The following is a 14,787-nucleotide window of genomic DNA, read 5'->3' on the forward strand; positions in this document are numbered from 1 at the left end:
TACGATGCTTTTTTGAAATAATTCCTCCATCAAGACTGGCTATTGATTTTTAGTAGTTCTAGTAATCCATTCAAATGATGGATCTCATAAGTAGGTTGAATAGCTGATACATTCTCTTTTCTAGAAGGATTAATCCAGCAAGTATCCATTCCAACATTAATACCACCTTGGATATCCGCACTTAAAGAATCCCCAATAATTAATGCAGTCTGTACATCTAGGTTCGGAATACTAGCAAAACAACAGTCAAAAAATTCCCTCATCGGCTTCTGAAAACCAGTATCCTCTGACACAAATACCCCTTTAAAGAAAGGAAATAATCCGGAAGCTTTTAGTCGTTTATCCTGTGTTTTTGAGAATCCATTCGTTACAATATACATCTCATAGTGATGAGATAATTCCTTGACTAACGCTAAGGCCCCATCTAATAATTGATTTCCATCTTCTAAATAAAGTCGATAGCTATTTTCTAAAAGACGTCCATCTACTTCTTTCCCAAGTTTTTGAAAAAACTTAGAGAAGCGGGTATTTACTACCTCATCACGGCTCATTTTACCTCGTTCATATGCGCTCCATAACTCTTGGTTCATCAAGCGGTAGTCCTTTTTCCATGCATCATTATAGGTAAAACCCTGCTCTAATAAAAGTTTACGAAAAGCAGCATCTTCTGCCGCAGCAAAATCTAGTAAAGTATCATCTACTTCAAAAAGTAATGTTTGATAAGTCTTCAAATTCCAATCTCCTACTTTCTTGCCAACTCTTTTATCGGTTGTGCTTGCTCTTGTTTTCCTCCCATTTTAAACACTAGTATTCCACCAATAATTACTACCACTCCAATTAATTGCTTTGGAGAAAATGGCACCTTTTCTAACCCTAATAATCCAATAGAATCAAATAATAAAGCAAAAATCAATTGCGCTGATAGAGAAATCGAGACTGCATATGTTGCTCCTAATGCTTTAATCCCTGTTGTCATACAAACCACTACCCCAACGCCAATTATTCCACTAAACCAATACCCTGTGTGCATATTTTCTAAATGGAAGAGAGCTGTTCCTTCTGTAATAACACCCAGAATAAAGGATGCCACAAACCCTAATGCGAGTACTAAGGTAGTTGTTGCCCAAAGACCTGCTTTTTGATTTACTCGGTTATTAAAGATATTCTGTATCCCTACAAGACTTCCACTAATAAAAGCAACGATTAACCCTGTTATCATTATCTAACCACAACCCCTTATTCATAAATATTTCTACTGGCTAAATTAGTTAAACCCTCCCGATTTTTCACTACAATAGCTCCTTTTCGCCGCTCTATCAAACCATCTAGGCTAAACTGTTGGATTACTCGATTTAAGTGGCGATAACTGGTACCAATTAAGTTCGCTGTATCTTTTAAGTTCATTGTTTTACTATCTCCATTATATAGGGGATCTTTCTCATCGAAAGAAATCGATAATAGATAACTAGCTAAACGCACTTCCACTGGATATAAGAGATTAAAGCTCATTGAAGCGTTTTTTATATAAAATTTCTTTGTGATCACCTGTAATAGAAATTGCAAGAATGGAGGATATTTATCTGCATATTGGTGTAAAAAGCTTTTATGCACCCCTATCATAACAACATCTGTAATAGCCTCGACCGTATTCAGTATTTCAGTTTCTCTTACAAACTCAATATCCCCTATCATTTCTAGGGGTGTTTTAAAAGAAAGAATGAGCGTTTTTCCTTCAGCAGATGTCGTATAAATTTTAATTTTACCTTCTACTAGTACATAAAGATAATCTGCCTTTTCGCCTTGTCTACAGATGGATTCTCCTTGTTCAAAAGCATATAAATGGAAATGGGCTTTTAATTGGCTAGGAAAAACTTGATCTAGTTGAAAGTTTTCCATATAATTATCCAATTCACCTTGGTTTTGAATCTCTCTCATCTACCTTTTTCTCTCCTACATTTTTAATAAAAGGACTCCTGCAATCATCAAAGCGATTCCTATAAATTGTGGAGCTTTCATCTTTTGCTTTTCCAAACCAAACCAGCCATTGCTATCTATTAAGAAGGTTATGAATAACTGAGCAATGAGCACAGTAGAAGTTGTTAGAGTTGCTCCAACTAAATGAATAGCAGTAATAGAACAGAATATAACGATAGAAGCAAATGATCCTCCTGCTAAATATAATGGCTTTACTTCTTTATAATGCGCAAATGCCTTTTCCCTAACTATCAATAAGATAAGAAATGCTAGTACAAACCCTGTAAACTGTGTGATCGTTGCTGCCTGCCATGTACCAATATCTTGACTTATGGTCGCATTGGCAACACCTTGAAGTGTAATAAATGCTCCTCCTAAAAACGCAAAAACTATCCCTTTCATCATGTGACCCCTTTGTTATCTTTTTATCTTATTTAAAGATATAGGAATTATCTAAGCAAGAAAAGGACATATGTCCCAAATGATTTGTTTTTTAAGAATATATTTTGCCCATAAAAAAAGACTCCATTCAGAATTTCCTGAACAGAGTCTTTCTCCACTTTATAAATTAAACAGTTTGAGCTACTAATTTGTTTCCAGCAGCAGTAACTTTTTGTAAACCTTCTTCAATAATTGAAGCAGCTTTAGCAGGCATTGCATTGTGACCTTCGATGATTACTTCGTCAATGATTTCCATTCCGAATACGCCACCGAATACTGCACGCATGTAGTTAACAGCCATTTCCATTGGAGCAGCTTCTGGAGTAGAGTAAACTCCACCACGAGCATTTAAAAGGATTGCTTTTTTGTCTGTCATTAATTGAACCATGTTACCTTGCTCATCATATTTGAAAGCAAAACCAGCAGCATAAACATAATCAATGAAAGTTTGTAATTTAGCTGGAATAGTTAAGTTCCAAAGTGGGAATGCGAATACTACTACATCAGCAGCAGTTACAGCATCCATTGCTTTTTGTTTAGCAGCAAGTAAACGACCTTCTAAATCTGTTAGTTCCTCACCATTTTGTAATTTACCGAATGCATTGAAAAGATCTTGTCCAAAGTATGGAGTATCTTCTTCAAATACATCGTATACGTTTATATTAAGGTTTTCTGCACCTTTAATAGACTCCATAAAAGTTTCATACATTTTACTTGAAATAGCCTCAGTAGCTGGGCGGTTATTTGCTTTTACAACTAATACGTTCATTTATTCTCATTTTCCTTTCGTTTACCTAATATTTGTAACTCTATGTTTCTATCATATAGGAAAAATATCTCGAACGCAAACTATTTTAATCAAAAATATTCTTGCGTATAAATATTTTAAATTTTTTAAATATATTTATACTAAATAAACAGGTAGAATAATAGTAAATGAAATAGAAAGGAAGATATTAATGGAAATTAGAATAGATGATGTTACTTCTCCTAAAGTCATTGGTCTTTTAGAGGATCACTTACATAGTATGACCCTTCATTCCCCTCCTGAAAGTATTCATGCCCTTGATTTAGAGAAGTTAAGAAAACCTGAGATTACCTTTTGGACTGCTTGGGAGGGAGAAGATTTGCTTGGATGTGGAGCAATAAAGGAATTAGATTCTAAGCATGCGGAAATAAAATCAATGAAAACATCTCCTGATCACCTACGAAAAGGTGTGGCACGAAAATTGCTTATACATATTTTAGAGGAAGCAAAAAAACGAGGATACGAGCAGTTAAGTTTAGAAACGGGATCAATGGATGCTTTTTTACCAGCTAAAAAATTGTATGAAAGCCTAGGTTTTGTTTATTGTGGGCCATTTGCTGATTATATAGAGGACCCTAATAGTGTATTTATGACTTATAAAGTTGTGAGGTAACATAGTATTCGCGATCTTGGGGCATGAATTAGCGATTTTAATACAATTGTTCGCGAAACCAGCCCCTAAATTCGCCATTTACACGTTTACAATCTACACTAATAATTTTTCCATACAAACATACTCCTCATATCCTTTAGGCTTCGAGCTATAAAAGATGCTTCCCCGTTTCTCATACTCTAGTTTGCTATATAACTTCATTGCCTGCTCATTACCTGAAAAAGCATCTAATCTTACACTTCCGTATCCCTTCACTTTCGCAAAATTTTCACATGCAGCAATCATTTTACGAGCTAGCCCTTTTCCTTGAAACCGTGGGTCTATCATAAGAGAATGAATAATAATTGGTTTATTGCCTTGCCATTGGATTGAATCCCACTCTTCTGATTCCCATTCATTGAGTACCACATGTCCCGTTATTCTTTCATTTCGAATAAAGACAAATAATTGTTGCTTCTTGATACAAGCTGTAAAATAGTCTATATTTGGATAATTTCCATCCCACTGTAGGATACCTTGCTCTAATAGTCGTCTTTGACTATTTACATAGATGTCGTTAATGATAGGTAGCATATCTAAGGTAGCTTTATGTAATGTTGTCATTCTTCCCTCTCTCCTTCTTTTAATTAATAGTACAATCTTCTCTATATCTTTATCAAACTCCTCTTAAAGATAACAAGGGACCCTCATAGAGGATCCTTTTGGTATTTCTCATTAATAGACAGTATATACCCAAGCACTGCCCCTACAATGGCTGGAAGCAACCAACCTAATCCAATTTCATAGAATGGTAAAACTTCTTGATAAAACGATCCAATACTTTCCAAAAAGCTAACCTCAGCTCCAGGAATACTTGCAACTAACGCTTTATAACCATCAATAATACTCACAAAGAAAGTTAAGATAATGGAAACTAAATACACACTACTTCTTGATCTAAAAAATCTTGCTGCTAATGTTAGCAAAATAAGTACAATAGCAAGTGGATATAGAAACATAAGCACAGGTACAGCAAATTGAATGATCTTGCTTAAACCCAAATTAGCAAATACAAAGGAAACAAGACAAAGAATGAAAACAAATTGTTTATAGCTTACCTTTGGAAAGGCTTCATGAAAGAATTCACTACAGGATGTGATTAAACCAATACTTGTTTTTAGACAAGCTAGAACTATAATGACAGCTAGAAGAACTCCACCAAAAGAGCCGAAATAGTGCTCTGCAACAGCAGCGAAAATTAAACCACCATTCTCAAAAGCTCCTACTGCTTGTACACTGGAGGAACCCATATACGTAATAGCTCCATAAATAACCATCATAAGAACCATGGCAAAGATTCCCGACTTCCAAGTAGTCTTTGCTATACTCTTGATATCCGTAATTCCTTGATTTTTTATCGCACTGATTACTACAATTCCGAATGCTAAGGAAGCAAGAGCATCCATGGTATTATAACCTTCCTTAAAACCAGTCATAAACGCATTGTTTACATATTCTCCTTGTGGTTGTTCAAAAGACCCCATTGGATTAATAAAGCTTATGATAATCAAAATAAATAAAAACAGTAAAAATGCAGGTGTTAAATATTTTCCGATTACATCCATAACTTTTGCTGGATTTAGAGAGAAATAATAAACAATGAAAAAGAAAACTAGGCTAAATATTCCTAGAAATAAGGTTACATGATCTTTTGCCACGTATGGTTCGATTCCAACAGCAAATGGCACAGTAGCTGTACGAGGAATAGCAAAAAACGGGCCTATCGTTAGATATAAAAATAAGGGAAAGAAGAATCCGAAGATAGGATGAACCCGATTAGATAAATCACGTAACCCACTGCTTCCTGATAGCCCAATAGCCAAGATTCCTAGAAAAGGAAGTCCTATTGCCGTAACTAAGAAACCTGATAATGCAAGCCAAAAATTTGTACCCGCTAACTGTCCAAGTTGGATGGGAAAAATTAAATTACCTGCTCCAAAAAACATACCAAAAAGCATGGTACCAATTAAAGCATAAGTTGAAAAAGAAACTCTAGGTTGCATACAAATACTCCTTTACAAATTAACATAATGTTTAGATGATACTTGATTCAGTCAAAGTTCACAATATTATTTTAAAATAGGGAGGAATTCTCCACTTATAGAAGAATATACTTATCAATATTCTATAAGGAGCGTGTGACGATGTTTAAAGAGCATAAAGACCAGTGGGATGCCTTACTGTACGATAAGAATCATTCCTTTGTTTCACAGTACGGGCAAGATTTGCTAGAATTGCTAGCTCCACAAAAAGGGGAACATATTCTTGATCTTGGCTGTGGGACAGGTGATTTAGCAAAACGTTTAGCAGACAAGGGGGTCGATGTGACTGGAGTTGATAAGTCCTTCAATATGGTTGCTCAAGCAACCGCTAAGTATCCCTCTATTTCCTTTATGGTAAAAGATGCTACTGACTTAGGTTTTCAAGAACAATTTCATGCTGTATTTTCTAATGCTACTCTCCACTGGATTACACAACCTGAAAAATCGCTAAGTGAAATTTACAACTCATTAAAAGTAGGTGGAAGATTTGTAGCAGAGTTTGGAGGAAAGGGAAATGTCCAATCTATCGTGAATGAACTGATAAAACAACGAACGTTAGCAGGATACGCATATGATTACTCACTCTTTCCATGGTTCTATCCAAGCATCGCAGAATACACCACTCTTATGGAAAAGGTAGGATTTCGTGTCACCCTTGCACAGCATTTCGATCGACCAACTTCATTAGATGGAGAAGAAGGGTTAACTAACTGGATTCATATGTTTGGTGGACAATTGTTAGAAGGAATACCCAAAGAAGATCAGCACTCTATTATTGAAAGAGTCCATTATGAACTTGAAGCCATTTTAAAGAAAGATGAGATATGGGTAGCAGACTATAAACGTATTCGAGTGATTGGAAGGAAAGAGATTTCTTATTAGATAGAGATAGGGACAGCATATAAGCTAGTCCCCTTTCCAACCTACTCTATTACTGATTTTAAATCTACTCTCCAAATCATATGGTCACAACCTGCATCCCAATAATTTTTTAGTAAATAATCAGGCTCTCCAAGTTTCTTTCTCCAGAGCTTCTGTGCTTCCCGGTAGCCACTATCTAAACAAAACTCGGTTACTCCATAGTTACTCATTTCCTGATAGATCGTTTTTAACAACATGTTCCCAACCCCTCTTCTTTGATAAAGAGGATGTACAAAAAATGTACCTAACTCCATAACATGCTTAAGTTTTTGACTCGTGCAGGCATTGATAAGGTCACTTGAAGGTCCGAATTCGATGGTTCCAATTATCTTATTATCCAATTCTGCCACAAAAAAGTAGCGAGCCTTCTCATCTCCAGTTCTATTTAGAGATAAGTACTTTTTCTTTGTACTATTTCAGCTTCTAAATCTTTCCTCTTATGTAGAATTCCATCTTTTTGGAATGTATCTATTATCACCGCTCTAAAAAACTTGTGTATGTTAGCTTTGTCCTGTATTTTCGGTAGACGGATATGAACTTCCATAATAACTCCCTACTGCTAAAGAGTAAGACTTAAAATTTCTCCAGGTAATCCATCTATTTCGGCAACATGTTCTGATATAAATCCTTGATTTATAAGGATTTTCCTGGATGGAATATTGGCTGGATCAATAATGGCCTTTAACTCAGTAACATCCGTTTTTTGTGCTAAAGACATTAACAGGCTTGCTATTTCATTTCCAAAGCCTTTTCCCCAGTGCTCTGGTAAGAGCATATAACCAAGTTCCGCCTCTTTTTCTTGCTCCTCGTTTATTGTTAGGTGACCTAACCCAATAAATACGCCTGTTTCAGAACAATAAAATTGGTAGGAACCAAAAATAGTATGCTTCTCATTACGTTTTAGTAGCTTTTTGTAATTATCTTTCGCTTCAGCTAAAGGTATACTTCTTTCTGTTATTTGAGCCATTACTCTTTCATCAGAAACTAACGAATAGTAATTACTAAAATCATTAGCAGTAAATTTATTGTACGATAACTTATTCATACTGACATCTAAGCCTCCTTGATTGATGAAAAGACAGCCCAAACATTAGGGCTGCTCTTTGGCTAAATACTTTAGTAAATAATATATGGTCCATAAAAAATGGTAACAAGAACAACATGTACTGCTACAAAGTATAGGACTCTTACAGCACCCGTCCATTCATTAACACGCTTAGTTATACTTGTAAGAAGGTAAGCAACTAGAGCAAATAGCAACAAATAGAAATACGTTCCACCTGTAAAGGTTAGATAATCAGGAGCATTATTCAACAAGTTAGGAATAAAGAACCGATCCTTGAATAGAACTACTGCAGCAAGATAAAGAACTATTCCTGTATAGAAAACCCAAGAACGATCATAATCAATGGCTCTACTTTTGATTACATATAAAATCACAATAAAAAGGACTGGCCACATAAACCAGATAAAGGTAATAGCAAGAGCAAAGAAGGATAATGCAAGCATTCCAAATGTTTTACCTAATGCCTGTAACCAATCATCTGATGTGGTTTTCACTTTTAGATTAATAGTATCTAAATCGCTTGAGGACACATTGACTGTATTACTGTCACCATTTAAATCAACCCAAGCTATCGTATTTTCATTTACCCATTGAGGAATAGTGGATATGGCAGAAGTATTGCTTCTTCTTTCTGTTTTAGTAGTCCCATCTTCTCCAATTTCTGCTTCAAAAATATTAAATGTTGTTTTTTCATTATATTTCGTATCTGTATATCCATTTGCTTTAAATAACAGCATAGGCACACCATCACGATAAATAAAAGTGACATCTGAAACCTCTGTTAACTCTGTATTCTCCTGTGCCGGATCGTAAAAAGTTAATTCATATTGCTTTGGCGTGTTTGAATCTGTTATTACCGTTTGCACAAAGTAATTAAAGAATACTGGCTTTCCTTGAGTAGATTCTAATTCTTCTTGAAGTAAAAGAGACAATTTCTGATTATCAAAAGTATAAGCTATTTGATTAACGACTTTACCAGGATCTACCTTTAATGTAGTTTCATATACGTTATCTACTTTCTCCTCGGCAAGTTTATACAAAGCAAGATGTACTTCGTTTGTTCCTTTCTTAAATACCATGAGATGAATTCCATCTTGATTCTCTTCTAAGGAGATATTTTCTTGATCTAAATCTATATCCATTAACTTAACAGACTGTTTCGTATCTGGATGCAATTGATATAGGGCTTTTTCCTTTACATATAGAACGGTTGTATTTAAAGGGTAAAACCCGTCTACTTCTGTAACTAACTGCTGTTTATTTTCATCATAAATATTCTTAAAATCAAACCAAATCAATTGATCTTCATGCAAATATACCTGTGTCCACTTGTTTACAGGAATTTCATAGTTTGTCTGGTTTTCCATATTAAAATCATTATCTAGTTCTTTCGTTATTAATTTATTATCCTGAAAAAAAGAGAAAACGTACTTGCCATCTGCTGTTTCCCTGATTTTCGGCAATTTGTTGAACTGAGTTTCTCCAACTACAATACCTCTACTCCAATCATCATCTGGAGCTTCTGTTACTTTAGAATAATTTTGATAACATAATAGGACTAGCCCCAGTGATACTATTACAACTGGAATAATCCAATAGAGATTTGTTCTTAACCGGCTATTCATCTAAATCCCCCACAAGTTCTCTTTTTATTTCGAATAGAATAATAATAGCATATCCTCTGACAAAATATGCTATTTAATTCTATCTTACAGGTCAATAGGAGCCTTGTTAAAATCTATCAGGATGCCAAGTTTAGAATAAAAGATAAATGAAACATACCGACTTTATATACTGATGAAAATTAAGAATACTACCTATTATTTGTGTGATATGGGCATGTGATTATATGATCATCTACTATCCCAATTGCTTGCAAATAAGAGTGAATGGTAACAGGTCCAACAAACTTAAAGCCTCGTCTTTTTAAATCCTTGCTCACAATTCGAGATAGTTCTGACTCTGCAGGCATTTGGCTTACATTTGTCCAATTAGAAACAACTGGTTTCCCCTCTACAAATCCCCATAAATAATTAGCAAAGCTACCAAATTCACTTTGGACATTTTTCACTGCTAAAGCATTCTTTTTAACAGATTGTATCTTTAATAAATGCTTTACTACCTCTGTATTATCTCTAATATTTTCCATTTCTTCTTCTGTTAGGTTTGCACAATAATCCAAATTAAAATTGTTAAAAGCCTGTTTGTATGCCTGTCGCTTTTTTAAAATAATAGACCAGGATAATCCTGCTTGCGCTCCTTCTAGCACCAACATTTCGAATAAATAGCGATCATCATCGTTTGGAATGCACCACTCTTTATTATGATACTCTCTCATTAACTCATTTGAAGTTGCCCATGAACATATTGTTTCCATCATCGCTTACCACCCTATCCTACCTTGATAGATTTAGTATAAACTAGAAAACATAGCTACTTATAGTCATGCTCGAAAATATTCTATTATTTCTTTTGGAACCACCAAATGATAACGAAAAGAAGCAGATGTAATTAATACATCTACTTCTCTATAAACATATTATTTAACTCATCCCATGTACACTCTTTTTATTATCTACAAATTGCCAAAGTCAATGTCTATTTAAATCTCTAAAGCATATCCCTTTCTTTACTCATTGATTCAATTTCAAATATGAGCTTATTCATTTCTATGGTAGAAACTGCTTGATTATCGCCAACTTCTACCAGCTTTTGGACAGCCATATTCACTTCTTGTATAGAAGTATTTATTCTTCCTAGTGTTTGCCTAATATGCTCTGTTTAGGTTATTGTTTCTTGAGAAAGCTTCCTAATTTCTTCGGCCACGATGGAAAAACCTGCTCCATGAGAGCCCGCTCTAGCTGCTTAAATTGAGGCATTTAATCCTAATAAATTTGTTTGAAGGCAATTTTCTTAATAAAAAGCAATACTTCATCTGTATGATGAACTTCACTAGTTGCTCTCTCAGGAGCTCCAACTAATTGAGTACTAATACTTTTTATCTCTTCTGCTTCACTCGAAATGTTTGATACTTGACTATTAGCTTGTATCAAGGAATCTACTAAGTTACCAGATATTCTTTGTAATGCTCTGGAGCTGTGCTTCTGTATTTGTATGGCTAATGCCCCTATGACCTTCCCATTTTCGCATATAGGTGCAGCTAATCCTGTAAAAGAAATGCCAAAGAAATGTTCTGGTACCTCTGCTTCCATTATCTTATTAGATGCAATACATTCTGCTAATGGTTCTTTAGGGTCTATTTTCATCCCTGGCTTTGCACCAACATCAATACGTTTCCCTGGAAAATAAGCAATCCATTCTTCTTTATCCGTTATACCAATTGATATTTCAGGCATTAGAGAATGAATAATAGGAAGTATACTCAAGCTGAATAAAGCTGCTCTCTACTTGTTTTTCTGTCATAGTGGTAAACATTTCTCCCCCTCATAATAGTAGGTATATTTTCCTATATCATGCAATATTATTGAGAAATATACTATTGAGAAATTGTGAATATTCTTTAATTAAAAAGCAATAAATACCACAGCAGTTGGAATAGGTATAAACTTTTCCTTTTTACCAAACCATGCTATGTTTAAGATATCTTTTTTATTTGTTTTATATAGGAGAGTGTTCGAATGTTATCTTTAGAGTCTACAGAAGATTTTTCTTATTTGAAAATGATCATAGTAGCACTAGTCATTATTGCGACTGTTTATATAATCCGAAAATCTATCAAGCTGTTTTTTGATAAAACTAGCTTTTTGGATATAAAGCGCGAAGAAACACTAATGCATTTTGCAAACCAAGTCACTAAAGTATTAGGAATCGTTATATTTATCATTTATTTACTTAGCCATTTCTTTGATTTTGCAAGACTATTAACCGGCTCTGTTGTTCTTGCCAGTGCCTTGGCATTAATCCTTCAACATATCATTCGAGATTATATTATGGGCCTTACCTACTTGTTTGAGCGTCAAATTCATCATGGGGATCAAGTTATTATCAATGGTAATCGCCAAGGGGAAATTGAAGAGATTAGCATGCGTCATCTGAAAATTCGTCAATATGACGGATATCTCTATACAGTTTCTTATAGTAATATAAATGAACTTCATAATGGTAATAGAGGAAAACGACGGGTGAATGAAGGGCTTATCCTACATTATAGACAAAATCCAGATAAGGCTTTTGAAGTGATGGAAGAAGTAGCTATGACCTGCAACTTAAAGTACAGTAAATACCTTTTAAGAGACGAAAATGGTTTTCCTTTGGAGAATTTTAAGTTTAATGAAATTACAGAGCTTAACGTAGATTACAAGGGCCATCGTTACTCCTTGTCTGCGCTTGTTAAAGAAGATGACTACGCAGAAGCGAGCAAAAAGGTACGATATGAGTTAGCCATTGCTGCCTATGAACATGACTTAATGATGGCAGAGAGTCCTGATACCAGTTATTAAAATAAGTGCCTAATTAGGCACTTATTTTTGGTTAAAACATTTAGTGACTTTTATGCTTCTTGTTTCTCTTTAGGTACAATTAGTCTTTCTTTCCCCATGAAAAGAATAGCTATAAACCCACATAGAAGTGGAATGAGTGTCCAGCCAAATGTACTAGAAATAGAATCAGCCATTGCTTTTAGAATATTGCTTAGTATCTCTGGTGGTATAGCTTCTCTTGCACTAGCTGATAGCAATGCTTGTGAATCTATCTCCCCAGAGAACGAATTCATTTGTCCAAGGATATCACCTAACCCATTTGCGAATAAATGGTTTTGAATAGTACCAAAGATGGTGACACCAATTGTCATCCCTAGCGTTCTAAAGAAGTTATTAGTAGATGTTGCTACTCCACGCTTTCTTGGCTCTATCTTATGCTGTGTTGCCAATCCTAATAAAGAGAATGAGAATCCCATTCCAAGCCCAGCAATAATCATATAAGTAGTGAGAGCCATTCGTTTTGTATCTACATCAATCGTACTTAACAAGAACATCCCAGTGAAAAAAATGACAATAGAGATAAGCATGATAGTTCGGTAACTAAGCTTGTTAACCAATTGTCCTGCAGTCTGACTTCCTACTACAGACCCTATCATCATAGGAATTAAAATCACACCAGAATTAGTAGCATTTCCTCCGTAGATGGTTTGAACATAAATCGGTATTAATACTGTCGTAATAATAAAGACAGATCCATAGAAAAAGCCTACTAATTGTGTTGCAGCAAACAACTGATTTTTAAATAAACTAAACGGAATAATTGGATCTTCTACCTTCTTCTCTACAAAAACAAAAGCAATGAATAGAATAGCAAAAAAGGACAATAAACTAATAATCATACTAGAGTCCCAAGCATATTGATTGCCTCCAAGCTCTAATGCAAACATTAAGCTAACTATTGATCCAATAAGAGTAATAGTTCCAGCCCAGTCAATTTTTTGCTTCTTAAGATTAATAGTTTCTTTATAAAATAAAATGATAAAGAGTAAAGAGACAATACCAATTGGAACATTTATATAAAAAATCCATCTCCAGTCAATCTGATCAGTTATATAAGCTCCTAGTAATGGACCAGCCACGCTAGATAAACCAAATACTGCCCCAAATAAACCAGTCATTTTCCCTCTTTTCTCTGGTGGGAAAATATCAAAAATAATAGTGAATGCTATTGGCATTAAAGAGCCTCCACCAATCCCCTGAATAGCTCGGTAAATACTCAATTGAGTAATACTTTGAGCTGTTCCACATAGTGCAGATCCAATCAAGAAAATAATTAATCCCATTAGGAAGAATCGTTTTCTACCATACATATCCGATAACTTACCAAATATAGGCATACTAGCCATGGTTGCAACTAAGTAAGCAGAAGTAACCCATACAAACTTATCAAGTCCTCCTACTTCTCCAACAATGGTCGGCATTGACGCAGAAACAATCGTGTTATCCATTGCTCCCATTAAAATACCTAGCAACAGCCCTACTACCACAAAATTTACTGTTTTGCGATCTGTTGATTGCATCATACCCTCTCCTTCTTCCTTTTTATATAAGTACTTCACATCTGTAAATTCTTCATCCAGCTGCTTCCTTATTAACTTCCGCATATGATTTCATAATCACAATACATTCATATTCCTAATTAATCATATACGATAACAGAAATGAATTCTATATCTCCTTAGAGGATAATGGTAAGAACAGCTTTATTCCTCGTTTATTAAAAGGAAGTACCTTCATATCTGCTATTAAGTGACTAATATAACCACCAATACAAGCAATAAATATTCCATGAATCCCAAGAGACGTTTCAAGGTCAGATGCTATCATACCAAAAAAGAGCACTCCTAGTAGGGAATGGGTATAGCTTCGATGGGAAGTAAAGGATGCTACTACAACATAAACTCCTAATAAAATTAACCATCTTTCCTCTATGGATATTCCACCTACTAATGTTGCAATCCCTGTGATGGTAAGCATATGCTTTTGCTTAATATAAGAAGCTATAATGATTATCAATAGCCCTGCACCTGCTCCATACCATGTGTCAACGGCTGTCTTCTCCATGAAGCTATAAATAATCATCATACAGCCAATGAGTTGGGCAGATAGCTGAATCATTTTATGCGATAAGGTTATTTTTCCACGCAGCTTCCCGTCAATATCTAAGTCAGGAATTAATCCTGAAATACTTCCCAACACCACTAAAAATACTGTTTCTGACGGTGTTCCTTGAACATAATTCGCAGCTACGAATCCTGTTGCTGCTCCAATCGCAGCATGTGATGTACCTTTCAAGTTGGTTTTCTCCTCTAATAAAACTAATTTGTCATTAAAATAACTATATTATTGTACATGATAGGTTAATAGTATTATAGATATTTTCG

The 14,787-nt window shown here is 34.8% G+C and carries 16 protein-coding genes and 1 pseudogene; 3 read left to right on the forward strand and 14 right to left on the reverse strand.

Going from position 1 to position 14,787, the window contains the following annotated elements:
• Window positions 1-29: 29 nt before the first annotated feature.
• The 5 genes from F9279_RS11755 to F9279_RS11775 form a co-directional block, all read right to left on the reverse strand.
• Window positions 30-731, reverse strand: coding sequence for a YjjG family noncanonical pyrimidine nucleotidase (locus F9279_RS11755; RefSeq protein ID WP_152113221.1), 702 nt, complete (start codon window positions 729-731; stop codon window positions 30-32).
• Window positions 732-742: 11 nt separating this feature from the next.
• Window positions 743-1,219 (reverse strand): DMT family transporter, encoded by a 477-nt coding sequence (locus F9279_RS11760; RefSeq protein WP_152113223.1) that lies wholly within the window; start codon window positions 1,217-1,219, stop codon window positions 743-745.
• A 17-nt stretch (window positions 1,220-1,236) separates the two neighbouring features.
• On the reverse strand, window positions 1,237-1,935 hold the full coding sequence (locus F9279_RS11765) for a Crp/Fnr family transcriptional regulator (protein ID WP_152113225.1): 699 nt from the start codon (window positions 1,933-1,935) through the stop codon (window positions 1,237-1,239).
• A gap of 15 nt (window positions 1,936-1,950) precedes the next feature.
• Window positions 1,951-2,376, reverse strand: coding sequence for a DMT family transporter (locus F9279_RS11770; RefSeq protein WP_152113385.1), 426 nt, complete (start codon window positions 2,374-2,376; stop codon window positions 1,951-1,953).
• Between the two features lie 166 nt (window positions 2,377-2,542).
• A complete protein-coding gene (locus tag F9279_RS11775) occupies window positions 2,543-3,184 on the reverse strand; it encodes an FMN-dependent NADH-azoreductase (RefSeq protein WP_152113227.1) in 642 nt (213 codons plus the stop codon).
• A 190-nt stretch (window positions 3,185-3,374) separates the two neighbouring features.
• On the opposite strand from F9279_RS11775, the gene F9279_RS11780 reads away from it, so the two are divergent.
• On the forward strand, window positions 3,375-3,836 hold the full coding sequence (locus tag F9279_RS11780; protein WP_152113228.1) for a GNAT family N-acetyltransferase: 462 nt from the start codon (window positions 3,375-3,377) through the stop codon (window positions 3,834-3,836).
• Between the two features lie 93 nt (window positions 3,837-3,929).
• Here the strand turns inward: F9279_RS11780 and F9279_RS11785 are convergent, their stop codons facing one another.
• Window positions 3,930-4,439, reverse strand: coding sequence for a GNAT family N-acetyltransferase (locus tag F9279_RS11785; protein WP_152113230.1), 510 nt, complete (start codon window positions 4,437-4,439; stop codon window positions 3,930-3,932).
• An 83-nt stretch (window positions 4,440-4,522) separates the two neighbouring features.
• Window positions 4,523-5,878, reverse strand: a complete 1,356-nt coding sequence (gene brnQ / locus F9279_RS11790) for a branched-chain amino acid transport system II carrier protein (protein WP_152113232.1) — start codon at window positions 5,876-5,878, stop codon at window positions 4,523-4,525.
• A 141-nt stretch (window positions 5,879-6,019) separates the two neighbouring features.
• On the opposite strand from brnQ, the gene F9279_RS11795 reads away from it, so the two are divergent.
• Window positions 6,020-6,799 (forward strand): class I SAM-dependent methyltransferase, encoded by a 780-nt coding sequence (locus F9279_RS11795; protein ID WP_152113234.1) that lies wholly within the window; start codon window positions 6,020-6,022, stop codon window positions 6,797-6,799.
• 41 nt (window positions 6,800-6,840) lie between these two features.
• Here the strand turns inward: F9279_RS11795 and F9279_RS26065 are convergent, their stop codons facing one another.
• The 5 genes and pseudogenes from F9279_RS26065 to F9279_RS26240 all read right to left on the reverse strand — a co-directional run.
• Complete coding sequence (locus F9279_RS26065) at window positions 6,841-7,179, reverse strand: GNAT family N-acetyltransferase (protein ID WP_319020761.1); 339 nt, start codon at window positions 7,177-7,179, stop codon at window positions 6,841-6,843.
• A gap of 218 nt (window positions 7,180-7,397) precedes the next feature.
• Entirely contained in the window at window positions 7,398-7,883 is a 486-nt protein-coding gene (locus tag F9279_RS11805) for a GNAT family N-acetyltransferase (protein WP_152113236.1), read from the reverse strand.
• Window positions 7,884-7,954: 71 nt separating this feature from the next.
• Window positions 7,955-9,529: a hypothetical protein gene (locus tag F9279_RS11810; protein ID WP_152113238.1), complete on the reverse strand. Its 1,575-nt coding sequence runs from the start codon at window positions 9,527-9,529 to the stop codon at window positions 7,955-7,957.
• A gap of 188 nt (window positions 9,530-9,717) precedes the next feature.
• Entirely contained in the window at window positions 9,718-10,281 is a 564-nt protein-coding gene (locus F9279_RS11815; RefSeq protein ID WP_152113387.1) for a DNA-3-methyladenine glycosylase I, read from the reverse strand.
• 413 nt (window positions 10,282-10,694) lie between these two features.
• A pseudogene (locus F9279_RS26240) lies at window positions 10,695-10,813 on the reverse strand (methyl-accepting chemotaxis protein); the annotation flags it as partial.
• A gap of 729 nt (window positions 10,814-11,542) precedes the next feature.
• On the opposite strand from F9279_RS26240, the gene F9279_RS11830 reads away from it, so the two are divergent.
• Window positions 11,543-12,364: a mechanosensitive ion channel family protein gene (locus tag F9279_RS11830; protein ID WP_152113242.1), complete on the forward strand. Its 822-nt coding sequence runs from the start codon at window positions 11,543-11,545 to the stop codon at window positions 12,362-12,364.
• 50 nt (window positions 12,365-12,414) lie between these two features.
• Here the strand turns inward: F9279_RS11830 and F9279_RS11835 are convergent, their stop codons facing one another.
• Together F9279_RS11835 and F9279_RS11840 are read right to left on the reverse strand one after the other, a co-directional pair.
• Window positions 12,415-13,923, reverse strand: coding sequence for an MDR family MFS transporter (locus tag F9279_RS11835; RefSeq protein WP_226793473.1), 1,509 nt, complete (start codon window positions 13,921-13,923; stop codon window positions 12,415-12,417).
• A 148-nt stretch (window positions 13,924-14,071) separates the two neighbouring features.
• Window positions 14,072-14,698: a metal-dependent hydrolase gene (locus F9279_RS11840; protein ID WP_152113246.1), complete on the reverse strand. Its 627-nt coding sequence runs from the start codon at window positions 14,696-14,698 to the stop codon at window positions 14,072-14,074.
• Between the last annotated feature and the right edge of the window lie 89 nt (window positions 14,699-14,787).

Source organism: Bacillus sp. B1-b2, from assembly GCF_009183415.1.
Taxonomy (GTDB): domain Bacteria; phylum Bacillota; class Bacilli; order Bacillales; family Cytobacillaceae; genus Niallia.